Annotated in this window: 14 protein-coding genes and 1 pseudogene; 12 read left to right on the forward strand and 3 right to left on the reverse strand. The window is 60.9% G+C overall.

The window, feature by feature from the left end; all coding sequences use genetic code 11:
- Window positions 1–67 precede the first annotated feature (67 nt).
- The 5 genes from aceE to ACTORR_RS11990 all read left to right on the forward strand — a co-directional run bounded on the left by aceE (window position 68) and on the right by ACTORR_RS11990 (window position 8,722).
- The gene (aceE, locus tag ACTORR_RS11970) at window positions 68–2,713 is read left to right on the forward strand and encodes a pyruvate dehydrogenase (acetyl-transferring), homodimeric type (RefSeq protein WP_054886018.1); all 2,646 of its coding nucleotides are present in this window, start codon (window positions 68–70) and stop codon (window positions 2,711–2,713) included.
- 13 nt (window positions 2,714–2,726) lie between these two features.
- Complete coding sequence (gene aceF, locus ACTORR_RS11975) at window positions 2,727–4,364, forward strand: dihydrolipoyllysine-residue acetyltransferase (RefSeq protein ID WP_262109034.1); 1,638 nt, start codon at window positions 2,727–2,729, stop codon at window positions 4,362–4,364.
- A 274-nt stretch (window positions 4,365–4,638) separates the two neighbouring features.
- Window positions 4,639–7,320, forward strand: coding sequence for a putative bifunctional diguanylate cyclase/phosphodiesterase (locus ACTORR_RS11980; protein WP_099813763.1), 2,682 nt, complete (start codon window positions 4,639–4,641; stop codon window positions 7,318–7,320).
- A gap of 106 nt (window positions 7,321–7,426) precedes the next feature.
- Window positions 7,427–8,095, forward strand: coding sequence for a peptide-methionine (S)-S-oxide reductase MsrA (gene msrA, locus ACTORR_RS11985; protein ID WP_186602869.1), 669 nt, complete (start codon window positions 7,427–7,429; stop codon window positions 8,093–8,095).
- A gap of 3 nt (window positions 8,096–8,098) precedes the next feature.
- Window positions 8,099–8,722 carry a glutathione S-transferase gene (locus tag ACTORR_RS11990; protein WP_054886022.1) on the forward strand — a complete coding sequence of 208 codons (624 nt, stop codon included), beginning with the start codon at window positions 8,099–8,101 and terminating at the stop codon, window positions 8,720–8,722.
- A 113-nt stretch (window positions 8,723–8,835) separates the two neighbouring features.
- On the opposite strand, the gene rloA2 is transcribed toward ACTORR_RS11990, so the two are convergent.
- A complete protein-coding gene (rloA2, locus tag ACTORR_RS11995) occupies window positions 8,836–9,336 on the reverse strand; it encodes a retropepsin-like aspartic peptidase RloA2 (protein ID WP_054886023.1) in 501 nt (166 codons plus the stop codon).
- A gap of 182 nt (window positions 9,337–9,518) precedes the next feature.
- Between rloA2 and ACTORR_RS12000 the strand changes: the two genes are divergently transcribed.
- Both ACTORR_RS12000 and ACTORR_RS12005 read left to right on the forward strand, forming a co-directional pair.
- Window positions 9,519–10,406, forward strand: coding sequence for an acyltransferase (locus ACTORR_RS12000; RefSeq protein WP_313365232.1), 888 nt, complete (start codon window positions 9,519–9,521; stop codon window positions 10,404–10,406).
- Between the two features lie 242 nt (window positions 10,407–10,648).
- Window positions 10,649–11,998 (forward strand): APC family permease, encoded by a 1,350-nt coding sequence (locus tag ACTORR_RS12005; protein WP_313365231.1) that lies wholly within the window; start codon window positions 10,649–10,651, stop codon window positions 11,996–11,998.
- A 198-nt stretch (window positions 11,999–12,196) separates the two neighbouring features.
- On the opposite strand, the gene ACTORR_RS12010 is transcribed toward ACTORR_RS12005, so the two are convergent.
- Complete coding sequence (locus tag ACTORR_RS12010; protein ID WP_313365230.1) at window positions 12,197–12,772, reverse strand: DUF2780 domain-containing protein; 576 nt, start codon at window positions 12,770–12,772, stop codon at window positions 12,197–12,199.
- 320 nt (window positions 12,773–13,092) lie between these two features.
- On the opposite strand from ACTORR_RS12010, the gene ACTORR_RS12015 reads away from it, so the two are divergent.
- The 5 genes and pseudogenes from ACTORR_RS12015 to ACTORR_RS12035 all read left to right on the forward strand — a co-directional run bounded on the left by ACTORR_RS12015 (window position 13,093) and on the right by ACTORR_RS12035 (window position 16,386).
- Entirely contained in the window at window positions 13,093–14,004 is a 912-nt protein-coding gene (locus ACTORR_RS12015) for an RHS repeat-associated core domain-containing protein (RefSeq protein ID WP_313365229.1), read from the forward strand.
- 135 nt (window positions 14,005–14,139) lie between these two features.
- A complete protein-coding gene (locus tag ACTORR_RS12020; protein WP_099813773.1) occupies window positions 14,140–15,012 on the forward strand; it encodes an RHS repeat-associated core domain-containing protein in 873 nt (290 codons plus the stop codon).
- 356 nt (window positions 15,013–15,368) lie between these two features.
- On the forward strand, window positions 15,369–15,611 hold the full coding sequence (locus ACTORR_RS12025) for a hypothetical protein (RefSeq protein WP_099813774.1): 243 nt from the start codon (window positions 15,369–15,371) through the stop codon (window positions 15,609–15,611).
- A gap of 140 nt (window positions 15,612–15,751) precedes the next feature.
- Window positions 15,752–16,015: pseudogene (locus ACTORR_RS12030) on the forward strand (DUF3077 domain-containing protein).
- 161 nt (window positions 16,016–16,176) lie between these two features.
- A complete protein-coding gene (locus ACTORR_RS12035) occupies window positions 16,177–16,386 on the forward strand; it encodes a hypothetical protein (protein ID WP_099813776.1) in 210 nt (69 codons plus the stop codon).
- 42 nt (window positions 16,387–16,428) lie between these two features.
- Here the strand turns inward: ACTORR_RS12035 and fdhA are convergent, their stop codons facing one another.
- On the reverse strand, window positions 16,429–17,628 hold the full coding sequence (fdhA, locus tag ACTORR_RS12040) for a formaldehyde dehydrogenase, glutathione-independent (protein WP_051095434.1): 1,200 nt from the start codon (window positions 17,626–17,628) through the stop codon (window positions 16,429–16,431).
- Window positions 17,629–17,864: the final 236 nt, after the last annotated feature.

A 17,864-nucleotide genomic window follows, 5' to 3' on the forward strand; every position in this document is an offset into this window, starting at 1 on the left:
CTGCCCATAAGGCCAGTCGCAAACTCAGGCCCCCGATTCTGGTGGCCTTTCCGCCCTGGAGCAAGCCATGCAAGACCTCGATCCAATCGAAACCCAGGAATGGCTGGATGCCCTGGAGTCGGTCCTCGACAAAGAAGGCGAAGACCGCGCTCATTACCTGATGACCCGCATGGGCGAGCTGGCCACCCGCAGTGGCTCCCAGCTGCCGTACGCGATCACCACGCCATACCGCAACACCATCCCTGTCACCCACGAAGCACGCATGCCTGGCGACCTGTTCATGGAACGCCGCATTCGCTCGATGGTGCGTTGGAACGCGCTGGCCATGGTGATGCGCACCAACCTGAAGGATTCGGACCTGGGCGGCCACATCTCCAGCTTCGCTTCCAGTGCCACCCTGTACGACATCGGCTTCAACTACTTCTTCCAGGCGCCGACTGAAGAGCATGGCGGCGACCTGATCTTCTTCCAGGGCCACGCCTCGCCAGGCGTCTACGCCCGTGCCTTCATGGAAGGCCGCATCAACGAAGAGCAGATGAACAACTTCCGTCAGGAAGTGGACGGCAACGGCCTGTCTTCGTACCCGCACCCATGGCTGATGCCTGACTTCTGGCAGTTCCCGACCGTATCCATGGGTCTGGGCCCGATCCAGGCTATCTACCAGGCACGCTTCATGAAGTACCTGGAAGCCCGTGGTTTCATCCCGGCCGGCAAGCAGAAGGTCTGGTGCTTCATGGGCGACGGCGAGTGCGACGAGCCGGAATCCCTGGGCGCAATCGCCCTGGCCGGCCGCGAGAAGCTGGACAACCTGATCTTCGTCATCAACTGCAACCTGCAGCGCCTCGACGGCCCGGTTCGCGGCAACGGCAAGATCATCCAGGAACTCGAAGGCGTGTTCCGTGGCGGTGGCTGGAACGTCAACAAGGTGGTCTGGGGCCGCTTCTGGGACCCACTGTTCGCCAAGGACACCAACGGTGCCCTGCAGCGCCGCATGGACGAAGTCATCGACGGCGAGTACCAGAACTACAAAGCCAAAGACGGCGCGTACGTTCGTGAGAACTTCTTCAACACCCCAGAGCTCAAGGCCATGGTCGAAGACCTGTCCGACGACGAGATCTGGAAGCTCAACCGTGGCGGCCACGACCCGTACAAGGTCTACGCGGCCTACCACCAGGCGGTCAACCACAAGGACCAGCCAACCGTCATCCTGGCCAAGACCATCAAGGGTTACGGTACCGGTGCCGGCGAAGCCAAGAACACCGCGCACAACACCAAGAAGGTCGACGTCGACAGCCTGCGTCACTTCCGTGACCGCTTCGACATCCCGGTCAAGGATGCGGACCTCGAGAACCTGCCGTTCTTCAAGCCTGAAGAAGGTTCTGCCGAAGCCAAGTACCTGGCCGAGCGCCGTGCTGCCCTCGGCGGTTTCGTGCCACAGCGCCGTGCGAAGAGCTTCAGCGTACCGACCCCGCCGCTGGAAACGCTGAAAGCGATCCTGGACGGTTCGGGCGACCGCGAAATTTCCACCACCATGGCCTTCGTGCGCATCCTGGCGCAACTGGTCAAGGACAAGGACATCGGCCAGCGCATCGTCCCGATCATCCCGGACGAAGCCCGTACCTTCGGTATGGAAGGCATGTTCCGCCAGCTGGGCATCTACTCGTCGGTCGGCCAGCTCTACGAGCCAGTCGACAAAGACCAGGTGATGTTCTACCGCGAAGACAAGAAGGGCCAGATCCTCGAGGAAGGCATCAACGAAGCCGGCGCCATGTCGTCGTTCATCGCTGCCGGTACCTCGTACAGCTGCCACAACCAGCCGATGCTGCCGTTCTACATCTTCTACTCGATGTTCGGCTTCCAGCGCATCGGCGACCTGGCCTGGGCTGCCGGCGACAGCCGCACCCGTGGCTTCCTGATCGGCGGTACCGCCGGCCGTACCACCCTCAACGGTGAAGGCCTGCAGCACGAAGACGGTCACAGCCACATGATGGCGGGCACCATCCCGAACTGCCGCACCTACGATCCGACCTACGGCTACGAGCTGGCGGTGATCATCCAGGACGGCATGAAGAAGATGACCGAAGAGCAGCAGGACATCTTCTACTACATCACCGTGATGAACGAGTCCTACCAGCAGCCAGCCATGCCGGCCGGTGTCGAGGAAGGCATCATCAAGGGTATGTACCTGCTCGAAGAAGACACCCGCGAAGCCGCGCACCACGTACAGCTGATGGGCTCCGGCACCATCCTGCGCGAAGTCCGCGAAGCCGCGAAGATCCTGCGTGAAGAGTTCAACGTCGGTGCCGACGTGTGGAGCGTCACCAGCTTCAACGAACTGCGTCGCGACGGCCTGGCCGTGGAACGCGCCAACCGCCTGAAGCCTGGCCAGAAGCCACAGCAGACCTACGTCGAGCAGTGCCTGAACGGTCGCAAGGGCCCGGTCATCGCGTCCACCGACTACATGAAGCTGTTCGCCGAGCAGATCCGCCAGTGGGTGCCGAGCAAAGAGTTCAAGGTCCTGGGTACCGACGGTTACGGTCGCAGCGACAGCCGCAAGAAGCTGCGTCACTTCTTCGAAGTCGACCGCCACTTCGTGGTGCTGGCTGCCCTGGAAGCCCTGGCTGACCGCGGCGAGATCGAACCCAAGGTTGTGGCTGACGCCATCGTCAAGTTCGGCATCGACCCGGACAAGCGCAACCCACTGGACTGCTGAGGAGTATTTTTAAGTGAGCGAACTCATTCGCGTACCTGACATCGGCAGCGGTGAAGGTGAAATCATCGAGCTGTTCGTCAAAGTCGGTGACCGTATCGAGGCTGACCAGAGCCTGCTGACCCTGGAGTCCGACAAGGCCTCCATGGAGATCCCGGCGCCCAAGGCCGGCGTGATCAAGGAACTGAAGGTCAAGCTGGGCGACCGCCTGAAAGAAGGCGACGAGCTGCTGGTTCTGGAAGCCGAGGGCGCCGCTGCTGCGGCCCCTGAGGCTCCGGCTGCTGCCGCTGCTCCAGCCCAGGCTGCTGCGCCGGCTCCGGCCGCCGAAGCCGCCCCTGCTCCGGCCGCAGCCCCGGCTGCCGCCAGCGTGCAGGACATCCACGTGCCAGACATCGGCTCGTCGGGCAAGGCCAAGATCATCGAAGTGCTGGTCAAGGTCGGCGACACCGTCGAAGCCGACCAGTCGCTGATTACCCTGGAGTCCGACAAGGCCTCCATGGAAATCCCGTCGCCGGCTGCCGGCGTGGTCGAAGAAGTCCTGTGCAAGCTGGAAGACGAAGTCGGCACTGGCGACCTGATCTTCAAGCTCAAGGTGGCTGGCGCAGCGCCTGCTGCTGCCCCGGCTCCAGCCGCCGCTGCACCTGCCCCGGCTGCCGCGCCTGCCGCGGCCGCTCCGGCTGCTGCTCCGGCCGCAGCTCCGGCGCCGGTCGCTACCGCACCGGCTGCCGGCAGCAACGCCAAGGTTCACGCAGGCCCGGCTGTTCGTCAGCTGGCCCGTGAATTCGGTGTCGACCTGGGCGCAGTGGCCGCCACCGGTCCGCACGGCCGCATCCTGAAAGAAGACGTGCAGGTCTACGTCAAGGCGATGATGCAAAAGGCCAAGGAAGCCCCGGCAGCCGCTGGCGCTACCGGCGGCGCTGGCATCCCGCCGATCCCGGCCGTGGACTTCAGCAAGTTCGGTGAAGTGGAAGAAGTGGCCCTGACCCGCCTGATGCAGGTCGGTGCCGCCAACCTCCACCGCAGCTGGCTGAACGTGCCGCACGTGACCCAGTTCGACTCCGCCGACATCACCGAGCTGGAAGCCTTCCGCGTTGCGCAGAAGGCCGTGGCCGAGAAGGCTGGCGTCAAGCTGACCGTGCTGCCACTGCTGCTCAAGGCCTGCGCCTTCCTGCTCAAGGAACTGCCGGACTTCAACAGCTCGCTGGCGCCAAGCGGCAAGGCCATCATCCGCAAGAAGTACGTGCACATCGGCTTCGCCGTGGACACCCCGGACGGCCTGCTGGTCCCTGTGATCAAGAACGTCGACCAGAAGAGCCTGCTGCAACTGGCTGCCGAAGCCGCTGCACTGGCGGAGAAGGCGCGCACCAAGAAGCTGTCGGCCGACGACATGCAAGGTGCCTGCTTCACCATCTCCAGCCTCGGCCACATTGGCGGCACCGGCTTCACGCCGATCGTCAACGCGCCGGAAGTGGCGATCCTGGGCGTCTCCAAGGCGACCATGCAGCCGGTCTGGGATGGCAAGGCCTTCCAGCCGAAGCTGATGCTGCCGCTGTCGCTGTCCTACGATCACCGTGTGATCAACGGCGCTGCCGCCGCGCGCTTCACCAAGCGCCTGGGCGACGTGCTGGGCGATATCCGCACCATGCTGCTGTAAGGCGGCACACTGCCCCTCCGCGGAGGGGCAGCACCCTTTTCGAGCTGCCACGCTCGTACCTCAACCCCGCCAAATGGCGGGGCTTTTTTTTGCCTGTGGAAAAGCCGGGAGGGCAAAGCGGCCCCAAATTCTCAAGGCAAATTAAGGATTTCAGCCAGGCGGCCGAAAACATATACATGACAGCCCTCATGGCCGCTTGCCAGCCTCAGGGACATGATGCAACCTTGCCAGATACGCCGCCGTCCAGGCCGCGTCCCCTTCAAGCGAGTCTTCGATGAAAAGCCAACCCGATGCCGCCAGCCGTGTGGCGGCCGAGGTCGTGACGCAGCTCCCCGTGCCCTCGCGGCTCGGCATGCTGCGTTTCGAAAGGCTGAACGAAGCCAACTGGGCGATGCTTTACCTCGATCCTGCTTGCGAACGCCAGTTCGGCTTGCCCGCTGCCGAGTTGTGTGCGCTGATCGATGCGCCCTATGCCAGCCTCATGGAGCCCGAGGCCCGTTACCGGCTGCACGATGAAATCCAGCTGCAACTGAGCAACCGCGGCTACTACCGTGTGCGCTACACCCTGCACACCCAGGCCCGCGCGCTGCGCCTGCTGGAAGCCGGCGAGACATTCAAGCAGCACAACCGCCAGCTGCTGCGCGGCTTCCTCACGGTGCTCGATGACGACGACAGTGACCTCGACACCGACGACCTGGAATCGCGCAACAACCGCCTGCAACTGGCCCTGCAGGTCAACCAGCGTGCCCAGCAGGAGCAGCTTGAGCACCTGGAACGCGTGCGTGCCCAGCAAGACCTCATCCTGCGCCTGGCCCGCCAGCGCTACAGCTCCGAAAACTCGCTGCTCGAAGCCGCCCAGCTGATCACCCGCAGCGCCTGCGAGATCTACAAGGTTGACAGCGCCAGCATCTGGCACCTGGAAGAGCAGCGTCTGGAGCCGATCAGCGCCTGGCTGCGCGACGAGCAGGCGCACCGCCTGCCCGAACCGATCGATGCCAGCCGCTTCCCCGACTACCTGGACGCCCTGCACGCCAGCCGTGCCATCGACGCGCACAACGCCAACCACGACCCGCGCACCCGTGACCTGGCCGAGAGCCTGTATGCCGACAACAACGCCATGCTCGACGCCAGCATCCGCGTCGATGGCCAGGTAGTCGGCGTGTTGTGCCTGGAGCAGACCGGCCAACCGCGCGCCTGGCAGTCCGATGAAATCGCCTTTGCCGGTGAGCTCGCCGACCAGTTCGCCCAGGTCATCACCAACCACAACCGGCGCACCGCCGCCAGCGCCCTGCACCTGTTCCAGCGGGCCGTGGAACAAAGCGCCAGCGCCTTCCTGCTGGTCAACCGCGACGGCGTGGTGGAGTACGTCAACCCAAGCTTCACCGCCATCACCCAGTACAGCACCGAGGAAGTCCAGGGCCACCACCTGGCCGAGCTGCCCGCCCTGGAAAACCTCAGCGAGCTGCTGTTCGACTCGCCGTCGAGCCTGGCCATGGGCAACAGCTGGCAAGGCGAATTCAAGAGCCGGCGCAAGAACCTCGAACCTTACTGGGGCCAGCTGTCGATCTCCAAGGTGTATGGCGACAACCGAGAGCTGACGCACTACATCGGCATCTACGAAGACGTCACCCAGACCAAGCTGGCCCAACAACGCATCGAGCGCCTGGCCTACACCGACAACCTGACCAACCTGGGCAACCGCCCGGCATTCATCCGCAAGCTAGACGAGCGCTTCGCCCGCGACAGCGAGAACCCGATCTGCCTGCTGCTGGTGGACATCGACAACTTCAAGCGGATCAACGACAGCCTCGGCCACCAGACCGGCGACAAACTGCTGATCAGCCTGGCCCGGCGCCTGCGCAACAGCCTGAGCGTCAACGGCGTGCTCGCCCGTTTCGCCAGCAACGAGTTCGCCGTGCTGCTCGACGACACCGGCCTGGAAGACGGCCAGGGCGTAGCCCTGCAATTGCTGCGTACCCTCGACAAACCGATGTTCGTCGACAACCAGCTGATCAACGTCACCGCCTCGGTGGGCCTGGCGTGCGCGCCGCTGCACGGCAGCGACCCGACCACCCTGATGAAGAACGCCGGGCTCGCCCTGCACAAGGCCAAGGCCAACGGCAAGCACCAGGTGCAGGTGTTCACCGAAGTGCTCAATGCCGAAGCCAGCTACAAGCTGTTCGTCGAGAACAACCTGCGCCGCGCCCTGACCCAGAACGAGCTGGAGGTGTTCTACCAGCCCAAGCTGTGCCTGCGCAGCGGCCGCCTGCTTGGCCTTGAGGCCTTGCTACGCTGGAACCATCCCGAGCGCGGCATGATCCGTCCGGACCAGTTCATCAGCGTTGCCGAGGAAACCGGCCTGATCATCCCGATTGGCAAGTGGGTGGTGCGCCAGTCGTGCCGCATGAGCCAGCAGTTGCAGCAAGCCGGCATGGGCTGCCTGCACGTGGCCATCAACCTCTCGCCCAAGCAGTTCTCCGACCCCGACCTGGTGGCCTCGATCGGTTTGATCCTCAAGGAAGAAGGCCTGCCCCCGCACCTGCTGGAGCTGGAACTCACCGAGGGCCTGCTGCTGGAAGCGACCGAAGACACCCACCGCCAGCTCGACGAGCTCAAGGCCCTGGGCCTGACCCTGGCCATGGACGACTTCGGCACCGGTTATTCGTCGTTGAGCTATCTGAAGAAATTCCCGATCGACATCATCAAGATCGACCGCAGCTTCATCAACGAGATCCCCGACAACCAGGACGACATGGAAATCACCTCGGCGGTGGTGGCCATGGCCCACAACCTCAAGCTCAAGGTGGTGGCCGAAGGGATCGAGACGCCGGCGCAGCTGGCGTTCCTGCGTCGGCACCGGTGCGATGTCGGCCAGGGCTACCTGTTCGACCGGCCAATCCCCGGCCGCGAGCTTGAAGAAAAACTCAAGCGCTACCCGCGCGGTCCAATGGCCTGACAGCTGCTTCAAGCTCGGGCACACTAATACCCATTCGGGCCCTGTGGGAGCGGGCTTGCCCGCGAACGGCCCCAGCATCCATTCACAGACATACAGAGGAACGGCCATGGTCCTGCGTTCGGAAATCCTGGTGAACAAAAACGTCATGCCAACTGCGGAGCAAGCCCTGCCTGGCCGCGAAACGCCCATGCAGCTGCCCGAATTCCACTACGTCTTCAAAGACACCCCACTGCTCGGCCCGTTCTTCGAAGGCGCCATCGATTTCGCCATCTTCGGCCTGGGCTGCTTCTGGGGCGCCGAGCGCCGCTTCTGGCAGCGAGAAGGCGTGGTCAGCACGGTGGTCGGCTACGCCGGTGGCTTCACCCCGCACCCGACCTACGAAGAAGTCTGCTCGGGCCTGACCGGCCACACCGAGGTGGTGCTGGTGGTGTTCGACAAGGACAAGGTCAGCTACCGCGAGCTGCTGGCGATGTTCTGGGAGCTGCACAACCCGACCCAGGGCATGCGCCAGGGCAACGACATCGGCACCCAGTACCGCTCGGCTATCTACTGCACCAGCCCGGAACAGCTGGAGCAAGCCAAGGCCAGCCGCGACGCCTTCCAGGCCGAACTGAGCAAGGCCGGCTTCGGCGAAATCACCACCGAAATCGACCAGGCGCCGACGGTGTACTTCGCCGAGGCCTACCACCAGCAATACCTGGCCAAGAACCCGGACGGCTACTGCGGTATCGGCGGCACCGGCGTGTGCCTGCCTCCTAGCCTGCAGGGCAACTGAACCATGAGCACGATGACCCTGTTCCACTCGCCGCTGTCACCTTTCGTGCGCAAGGTCATGGTGGTGCTGCACGAGACCGGCCAGCTTGACCGTGTCGCGCTGCAGCCGGTGAACATCAGCCCGGTGAACGGCGACGAGCAGCTCAACCAGGACAACCCGATCGGCAAGATCCCTGCCCTGCGCCTGGAGGACGGCACCGTGCTGCACGACAGCCGGGTGATCTGCGAGTACCTCGACCTGCAGCATGTCGGCCAGCCGCTGCTGCCACGCGAGGGCTCGGCGCGCTGGCGGCGCATGACCTTGGCTTCGCAGGCTGACGCGATCATGGATGCGGCGGTGCTGAGCCGCTACGAGAGCTTCCTGCGGCCTGAAGCAAAGCGCTGGGATGGCTGGCTCGAAGCGCAGGCCGAGAAGATTCGCCGCAGCCTGGCGAATCTTGAGCAGGAGCACCTGGCGGAGCTGGCGTCCGGGTTCGATATTGCGGCGATCGGCGTGGCCTGTGCGCTAGGCTATCTGGACCTGCGCCAGCCGCAGTTCGGCTGGCGTGAGCGCCAGCCTGGCCTGGCGGCGTGGTATGCCGAGGTGGCCAAGCGGCCGTCGATGGTGGCAACAGCACCTGTGGCCTGAAGGGCCTCTTCGCGGGCACGCCCGCTCCCACAGGTACTGCACAGGATTCAAGGCTTGTGCAGTAATTGTGGGAGCGGGCGGGCCCGCGAAGAGGCCGGTACAGGCAGCAACAATCAGCAGTCAGGCGTGCCCGCCGTAAACTTCTTGGCCGGGTTCACCGCCGCCTTGAACTGGCGCAACGCCTTGGAACCGATCAGCAACGGGTAGTTGAAGTGGCTGCGGTCCACCAGGTTGACCTCCATGGTGCGCTTCTGGCCACCCAGGCACATCTCCAGGTCGATCACCGGCCGCTTGGAGATTTCCGGCGCATCGCCCTCGTCCTCTTCCTCGGCACGCCCCTTGATCTTGCTGATCCGCGAGACCTCGTGCTCATACACCTTGCCGTCGGAGTCCTTGGTCGCCAGGCGGAAACGTACCCACTCCTCGCCATCGCGGGTGAACAGCTCGATGTCCTTGGCCGACAGCGACGCCGTCCAGGCACCGGTGTCCATCTTGGCTTTCAGGGTCTGGCCAAGCTCGGGCAACTTGATGTTCTCGTAACGGCCATAGACCGTGGGTTCGGCGGCCATCACCGGCAACGCCAACAGCGATAACAGGGCAAGCAGAGATTTCACAGGCAGGCTTCCTTGAGAAGGGTCAGTGCTTAGACTGCACTGGCAGGATAGGTTCGCTGTCACAAGCCTAACCAACATGTTGTGAAACATTTGTCCCTGCCGTCGGGCATTGGACATTTGGCGTAGGCCGCAGCGCTGCTTATCATTGCGCCCTGCTAATTTCCCACAACAAGAGTTTCCTTATGCGTCGCCTGCTTACCGGCCTGTTCACGACCATCCTGCTGCTGCTCAACACCTTGGTGTTGATCTGCCCGCTGCTGGTCTTCGCCCTGCTCAAGCTGGTGCTGCCGGGCCGTGGGCGTGACTATGCCTCGTGGGCGGTGATGTGGGTCGCCGAAACCTGGTCGGAAATCGACAAGGCCATCTTCGCCCTGTGCATCCCGACCCAGTGGGACATTCGCGGCGTCGAGAACCTGCGCAAGGACACCTCGTACCTGGCGGTCAGCAACCACCAGACCTGGGTCGATATCCCGGCGCTGATCGAAAGCCTCAACCGCCGCACGCCGTTCTTCAAGTTCTTTCTCAAAAAGGAGCTGATCTGGGTGCCGCTGCTGGGCCTGGCCTGGTGGGGCCTCGATTACCCGTTCATGAAGCGCTACAGCAAGGCGTTTCTGGAAAAACACCCGGAGCTCAAGGGCAAGGACCTGGAGATTACCAAGGCCGCCTGCGAGCTGTTCAAGCGCCAGCCGGTCACCGTGGTCAACTACCTCGAGGGCACCCGCTTCACCGAGGCCAAGCACCGCGAACAGCAATCGCCTTATCGTTACCTGCTCAAGCCCAAGGCGGGCGGTGTGGCGTTCGTGCTGGCCGCGCTGGGCGAGCAGCTGGACGCGCTGCTGGACGTGACAATCGTCTACCCCGGCAACAAGGCGCCCGGGTTCTGGGACCTGCTCAATGGCAGCATTAGCCGGGTGATTATCGACATTCAGGTGCGTGAACTGGACCCGGCATTGTGGGATGGGGATTACGAGAATGACCCGGCCTTCCGCCAGACCGTGCAGGCCTGGGTCAACCAGCTGTGGCTGGAAAAGGACCAGCGGATCGAGCAATTACGCGCTGAGATGAACTGAATTTATTGCCTGTACTGGCCTCTTCGCGGGCACGCCCGCTCCCACAGGTACAGCGCAGCGCTCAAGACTTGTGGCATCCCTGTGGGAGCGGGCGTGCCCGCGAAGAGGCCGGCACAGAAATGCAAATAACCCCAATTAAAACCCAGGCTAATAATAAGAATAAGTAATACTTTTTTGTCATTACCCACCCAAGTGGATAAAAATCGACCAAAGCACAACTACAAAAATGCCTGGATCGATCGATGGCCAACCCACCCAGCTCCAACTCCGCCCAACTGCGCCGTGTCCTCGGCCTCCCCGCCCTGGTGTTCTTCGGCCTGGTGTACATGGTCCCGCTGACCATCTTCACCACCTACGGAATCGTCACCGAACTCACCGGTGGCCGCACTGCCGGCGCCTACATGGTCACCCTGGTGGCCATGCTGTTCACCGCCGCGTCCTACAGCTTCATGGTCAAGCGCTTCCCGGTCGCGGGCTCGGCGTACTCCTACACCAACATGGCCTTCGGCCCCAACGTCGGCTTCCTCGCCGGCTGGTCGCTGCTGTTGGACTACCTGTTCCTGCCGATGATCAACTACCTGTTGATCGGCCTGTTCCTCAACATCGCCTTCCCGGCCATCCCGGCATGGTCCATCGCCCTGGCCTCGATTGTGCTGGTAACGGTGCTGAACGTGGTTGGCATTCACTCGGTGGCAAAGACCAGCAACCTGATCGTTGGCGCGCAGATCGTCTTCATCGTGGTGTTCGTCGCGCTGTCGTGCCAGTCGCTGGCCGGCCAGCCGCTGGACCTGCTGGCGCCGCTGCTGGGTGATAGCTCCAAGCCCGGCTTTGGCGCGATCATGGCCGGTGCGGCGGTGCTGTGCCTGTCGTTCCTCGGCTTCGACGCCGTTTCGACCCTGGCCGAAGAGTGCCGCGACGCCCGCCGCGACGTGCCACGGGCGATCATCCTCACCACCCTGTTCGCCGGTGTGCTGTTCACCGTGCTGGCCTACGTCAGCCAGTTGGTGCTGCCGGGCACCACCTTCGCCAATGCCGATGCGGCGGCCAACGAGGTGATGTTCAAGGCAGGCGGCCAGTTCCTGGCCAACTTCTTCACCGCCGCGTACGTCGCTGGCAGCCTGGGCTCGGCGCTGGCCTCGCAGGCGGCGGTGTCGCGCATTCTGTTCACCATGGGGCGTGACAACGTGCTGCCGCGGCGCAGCTTTGGCTACCTGTCGCCACGCTTCGGCACGCCGGTATTCGCCATTGCCCTGGTGTCGGCGTTCTCGCTGCTGGCGTTGGTGATCGACTTGGCGACCCTCGCCTCGCTGATCAGCTTCGGTGCGTTGGTAGCGTTCTCGGCGGTGAACCTGGCGGTGGTGAAGACGCACCTGATGGACGATGGCGCCCAGCGTAACCTCAAAGGGCTGCTGTGCTACGGCCTGGTGCCGCTGGTGGGGTTGGCGCTGACCCTATGGCTGTGGACCAGCCTGTCGGCCCTGACCTTGGTGATCGGCCTGTGCTGGTTTGCCTTCGGCCTGGCTTACCTGGCGGTACTGACCGCCGGCTTCCGCCGCCCAGTGCGCCTGGTGGACTTCACAGAAACAGCCTAACTCCACTTACCCGGGCTTGCGCGATCCCTTGTAGGAGCGGCCTTGTGTCGCGAAAGGGCCGCAAAGCGGCCCCAGCGATATCAGCTGCGAAGCTCAGATCCTGGGGGCGCTACGCACCCCTTTCGCGACGCAAGGCCGCTCCTACAGGCACAGCGCAAGTCCTCAAGGCTGGGATGTCAGCGCTGCCCTACGAAACCATCAAACCGAAGGCTGAGCCAACGGCGCAGGAGTCGTCCACAAACTCCCCAGATTCTGCAACAACGACCCGGCAATCCCCTGCTGCCCCAGGTACTGCAGAATCAACGGTGCAAACTGCCCGATCATCCCGGTATCCATCCCCAGCGCCTTGAACGCATTGTCCAGGTCGCCACGGTTCTCCACATCGTTGCCCAGCGCCTTGTCCAGGGCCGACTGGCTGCCCTTGTCGTTGCCCAGCAACTCACCCAACCCACTCAACCCGCCCAGGACATTGGCGCCCGACAGCAGGTCCAGGCCCGGCACAGCCTTGGTCAGCTGGCCATAGTCGTCGCTGCTCAGATTGTTGCGCGCCAGCCCCAGCATGGCCCCTGCCCCGCCCACGGCCTGTTCGGGGGTGATGTTCAGCTGGCTGCCCAGGGTGTTGAGCAGGTTGGCCTGTGCTGCGGGTGCCTGTACCTGGCCTTGCTGCTTCTGGTTCTGCATGGCGGAGACGGCGTTGGCGGCGTCGCTGAGGTTGAAGGCGAACACCGGGCTTGCGGCCAGGGTCATCAGGGTTGCCAGGGTGAATGCTTTCATCGGGAGGGACCTCGTCGGCCGGGATGGCTTGGGAAACGACGGGTTTGACTCGGGAATTGATAGATTGTTCCGAGACGGACATCGGAGCAAACAAGCACCTGAGCGTGACTCAGGTAAGGACATAGCTAATCACGGCAATAGCGAAAACTCTCTTAAATACTCATAGTTATGCTCAGCCACGCACTATAAATAATGGTTTCAGCCGCCCCTGAGGCCTACACACACCTGATATTTTTGCCAGTAGCCATAAATTAAGTATTGACGAATACTGGCTTACTCCAACGGAGCCGTAATTAGCGCATTAAACCAGGAGAAGACTGATGACTCTAAGCGAAAACATCACGCTAGCTTTCTACCGAAAAGATAAGCTCAACACGCTGACAGCGAAAGCATCCAAGCGCACAATCTTCCATAGCACTAATCACATACTAGCGGAACTCAACAATCTTAACAATAGCGAATCCGCCTTACTTGCGACAGACCTAGCTAACTCTGTGCTCACAGTAGAAGGCTTTGGCAATAGAGAAGAGCATACCTATTCAGCTTATGGTTTCTCAGCATCACAACCCTCGAACCTAATTAACATAGGGTTCAACGGCAACCACATGGACAACGCAGCCAAGATTTACTTGTTGGGTCTCGGCTATCGCGGATACAGCAGCAATAGATTTAGATTCCTTTCACCTGATAACTTGAGTCCTTTTGGCCTGGGCGGGATGAATGCCTATTCCTATTGCGCTGGCGACCCTATTAACCGAAGTGATCCTACTGGGCACTCGTGGCTTAGCCGCTTATTCAAGCCGTCAAAATCGAAGCATAGTGCATACTTAAAAAACCATTACCCAGAACTGTTGAGAAAAGAAATTTCGCTTGTGAAAGCCCACACCAAAACGACTGGCGATCCAAGGCGCATTGTAAAAACCGGCACAGACCTTACATCAGTTGGCATAGGTGTCGAAGTCAAGTTTGTTATTAACAAGAACAACGAAATGGCAGTCTCCATATCTGGAGGGAAAGGCTCCAGCAGCTACACCTCACACCCTTCCATTGCCAACATACTTCCCAATACCAAGATCATCAGTTCCGGAACAATGATCATCGGAAGTCTGGGAGATGTCTTCCTATACAATCGATCAGGACATTATCGACCAACCATGGAACATCTCGCACCCGCAATTACTAAGCTTAGAACCCTAGGATTTGAACCTTCCGCACATTCATACAACCAGTGATCACTCAGCGGGTAACGGCGCTCCTATCTTTCTCCGCTATCAAACAGGGGAATATTTAAATATCTACAACACACTGAGTGCCGAAGTCCTCTCAGACTACTGACCATAAACTCACCGAGCACATAAGTGACAAGAATGAAAACACCACACATATCATCAAGCCACTCAGATAACCCCACCACTTATGCCAGTAGTGGCAGGGCCAATGAATGTCATGCGTACTCTCCATTCGGATTTTCAGTAAAACTCCCCTCCGAACGGGCCATTCTTGGCTTCAGCGGCGAATACATAAACCCACCGTTGAAAAGCTATCAACTGGGGCAGGGATATCGAACATACTCACCTAGCCTGATGCGCTTTCAATCACCAGATAGCCTCAGCCCCTTTGGAAGGGGTGGAATAAACTGCTATGTGTACTGCGCTGGGGATCCAGTTAATTATACGGACCCGACAGGCCACGTACTTGTCCACCTTAAAAATGGTCAGACCATGGTGAGCACGAATTCAGCCGTGGCACTTCCTCACAGATTCAAACCTTCCACACTGAAACGTACCACTTCTTATGCCAGTGCATTGAAACCAAATTCACCAAAATACGCACGCCCTCGAGAAGATTATTTCAAGAGGATCGGGGAACCTGACACTTTTGAATCCATCATCAGCAACCTTGCATACAATGATGCCGTCAATTTTGCAAAGACATCTAAATCTAATAAAAGCCACACCGTTCCGATCATTGAACGTTACATATCAAAAATTTTAGACAATGATGCTTCCATGGGTGCCGCCCGAGCTGGCGTACTCCCCGGAGTACCTAGGATATTTGGACAAAGCCTGGGCCTGGAGTTGAACCCCTATCTGCATGACATAAATTCCTTAAGAGACGTCAATATAGAAACGCTTGGCGGCATTCGAAATATTGCCAGACTTATAAGATACGACAGGGAGCAGAATGCACGCGCAAATCGTTTGCGCAGCAACAGCTTCGACAGTCTACTGGGGGAATGAAACTGAGTAAAAACATCTAACTCAGGCCGAAGCGGATGTTCAGCGCGCCAATCTCGCCAAGACTTTCAGATTTTTACGCTTACCTGTAGGACGTTTCTGAATTACAGTCCCAAGCCGCTTGAGCCATTGCGATGATCTGGGCCGGGCTCTAGTCTCGGGCGGTCGTTGCGAAATCAGCGACCGGCTTTGACAGGCCGACTTCGTCAACCACATGGCTTTGCCTCTATGGCAGCTGTGCATGGGGCACTCACGTGCGCCGGGTTTTGGTTGACCTACCGGTCTGTCAACCCATGTACAGTTGCCGCCTTCTTGTTTGACAGCAGGCCGGTGGTGGCATCACTTAGAGGTCATCCATCATGCTTAAGATTGTCCCCGATCCACCCCACACCTCCCATTCCCTCGAAGATACCCTCATCCAGGCCACGGACTACGCGCTGTGCGCCCAAACCGTCGCACATCAGGCGCTTCTGCTGCAGCCCAAGTCGCCGGTTTCGATATTGATGATAGCCACGATGCATGAGCTCGAAACGCTGCGGGTGCTGCTTGAGACGGCGTTGATCCAGGTGCAGATGCCGGCGGAGCCGCGGACATTGCACTAGAAATTGAGGCTTGTGTTTTTGCTGGGCTGGCCCTTCGCGGATAAATCCGCTCCTACAAGGATTGCGCAAGGCCTGTAGGAGCGGCTTTAGCCGCGATAGGGCCGGGCCTGGCAGTCGAGAAACTTCAGGGGGAGAGAAAAATGACCAGCGACGACACCAAGACCACTGTAGGCAAAACTTTTTTCTACCAAGGCGAAGGCCAGACCCACCCGTTGTTCTGCATTGCCCCGGGCATTCCCTGCCAGAGTGCGCGGGAATAGGCTTCGGAACTGATGGGCTATGTGCGGGATTTGACCATTGACGGCCTGATGGACAACAAGCCGCAGTTGCTTTGGGCGTCACATTATCTGAGCGCGTTGGCCAAGGCGCTGATGGACGATGCTGAGTTGGGAATGATGCGCTGAGTGATGGGTTGGCAGGGCTGGCCTCTTCGCGGGCACGCCCGCTCCCACAGGTTCCGTGTCAGGCCATAAAACTAGTATTTCTGCCAGTATCAAAATCCCTGCGGCCGTTCAGAATGGGCTTAAGCAGCCTCCATTCATCCAGCACCTCAGGGACTTGAATCATGAGCAAAGCATCGAACGGTACGCTTTTCTTCTATCAGGGCGACAAGCTGATCACCGTGAAGCAAGGCGATCAGTATCGCGCCATCCTTCGCAACGCGGAACAACCGCTGGCAGAGCTGAGTTCAGACGGAACCCACACCGGCGGCTTGTTGGCCACCGATGACAAAGGCTCTGTCCTTGCCGTGCAAGGCGCCAACGAGCAGCCATAAAAAAGCCCCTCATGTCGAGGGGCTTTTTGTTACATCACGCGATCAAGCCGCGCCCCACATCTTGTGTGGGTCGATCACGAACTTCTTCGGCACGCCTGCATCGAACTCGCCATAGCCTTCCGGCGCCTGGTCGAGGTTGATCACCTGCACGCCGACCACTTCAGCAATGTTGATGCGGTCCCACATGATCGCCTGCATCAGCTGGCGGTTGTATTTCATGGTCGGGGTCTGGCCGGTGTGGAAGCTGTGCGACTTGGCCCAGCCCAGGCCGAAGCGGATGCTCAGTGCGCCGATCTTGGCGGCGGCATCCACCGCGCCTGGGTCTTCGGTCACGTACAGGCCCGGGATACCGATGTTGCCGGCCACGCGGGTCACCTGCATCAGCGAGTTCAGCACGGTGGCCGGGGCTTCATGCTTGGCGCCTTCGTGGCCATGGCCACGGGCCTCGAAGCCAACCGCGTCGACAGCACAGTCCACTTCCGGCTCGCCGAGAATGTCGACGATCTGCTCGTGCAGCGGAGTGTCCTTGGACAGGTCGACCACTTCGAAGCCCTGGGACTTGGCGTGGGCCAGGCGGGCCGGGTTCAGGTCACCGACGATGACGCAGGCGGCGCCCAGCAGGCGCGCCGAGGCTGCGGCAGCCAGGCCGACCGGGCCGGCGCCAGCGACGTAGACGGTGCTGCCAGGGCCTACACCGGCAGTGACAGCGCCGTGGTAGCCGGTCGGCAGGATGTCGGACAGGCACGTCAGGTCACGGATCTTCTCCATGGCCTTGTCGCGGTCCGGCAGTTTCAGCAGGTTGAAGTCGGCATATGGCACCAGCACGTATTCGGCCTGGCCACCGGTCCAGTCGCCCATGTCGACGTAGCCGTAGGCGCCGCCGGCGCGGGCCGGGTTGACTGTGAGGCAGACACCGGTGTGCATCTCTTTGCACGAGCGGCAGCGCCCGCACGCGACGTTGAACGGTACCGACACCAGGTCGCCGATCTTCAGGCGCTCTACATCACGCCCCATCTCGACGATTTCACCGGTGATTTCGTGGCCCAGGACCAGGCCGACCTGGGCAGTGGTGCGGCCGCGGACCATGTGCTGGTCGGAGCCGCAGATGTTGGTGGAAACCACCTTGAGGATCACGCCGTGCTCGATCTTGTTGCCGCGTGGGTCTTGCATTTTCGGGTAGTCGATTTTCTGCACCTCGACCTTGCCCGCGCCGAGATACACCACTCCACGATTGCCAGACATGCTCTTACCTCGCTTGATTTTTATTTATGCAGCGGTGGTGGAAAGCGCCGCCATCCGTGGGCGGCTTGTGTTACTGGAATGCAGGAATTGTGGGCCTGAATCGGCGATTTGCACTGACTGGAAACGACAGGGAGATGCCTTTAAACGGCAGGGGAAAAGTCGGGGCCGCTGTGCGGCCCTTTCGCGACACAAGGCCGCTCCTACAGGCGAATGCGATACCTGTAGGAGCGGCCTTG

The organism is Pseudomonas sp. SAR267 (assembly GCF_052077595.1).
GTDB lineage: Bacteria > Pseudomonadota > Gammaproteobacteria > Pseudomonadales > Pseudomonadaceae > Aquipseudomonas > Aquipseudomonas vlassakiae.

What these genes read in the sequence shown, in the direction of transcription:
- ACTORR_RS12015 (WP_313365229.1), top strand. Translation starts at nt 13,093, where the DNA reads ATGACTCTAAGCGAAAACATCACGCTAGCTTTCTACCGAAAAGATAAG.
- aceE (WP_054886018.1), top strand. Translation starts at nt 68, where the DNA reads ATGCAAGACCTCGATCCAATCGAAACCCAGGAATGGCTGGATGCCCTG.
- ACTORR_RS11980 (WP_099813763.1), top strand. Translation starts at nt 4,639, where the DNA reads ATGAAAAGCCAACCCGATGCCGCCAGCCGTGTGGCGGCCGAGGTCGTG.
- ACTORR_RS12010 (WP_313365230.1), bottom strand. Translation starts at nt 12,772, where the DNA reads ATGAAAGCATTCACCCTGGCAACCCTGATGACCCTGGCCGCAAGCCCG.
- ACTORR_RS12020 (WP_099813773.1), top strand. Translation starts at nt 14,140, where the DNA reads ATGAAAACACCACACATATCATCAAGCCACTCAGATAACCCCACCACT.
- msrA (WP_186602869.1), top strand. Translation starts at nt 7,427, where the DNA reads ATGGTCCTGCGTTCGGAAATCCTGGTGAACAAAAACGTCATGCCAACT.
- ACTORR_RS12035 (WP_099813776.1), top strand. Translation starts at nt 16,177, where the DNA reads ATGAGCAAAGCATCGAACGGTACGCTTTTCTTCTATCAGGGCGACAAG.
- ACTORR_RS12005 (WP_313365231.1), top strand. Translation starts at nt 10,649, where the DNA reads ATGGCCAACCCACCCAGCTCCAACTCCGCCCAACTGCGCCGTGTCCTC.
- ACTORR_RS12000 (WP_313365232.1), top strand. Translation starts at nt 9,519, where the DNA reads ATGCGTCGCCTGCTTACCGGCCTGTTCACGACCATCCTGCTGCTGCTC.
- fdhA (WP_051095434.1), bottom strand. Translation starts at nt 17,628, where the DNA reads ATGTCTGGCAATCGTGGAGTGGTGTATCTCGGCGCGGGCAAGGTCGAG.
- ACTORR_RS12025 (WP_099813774.1), top strand. Translation starts at nt 15,369, where the DNA reads ATGCTTAAGATTGTCCCCGATCCACCCCACACCTCCCATTCCCTCGAA.
- ACTORR_RS11990 (WP_054886022.1), top strand. Translation starts at nt 8,099, where the DNA reads ATGAGCACGATGACCCTGTTCCACTCGCCGCTGTCACCTTTCGTGCGC.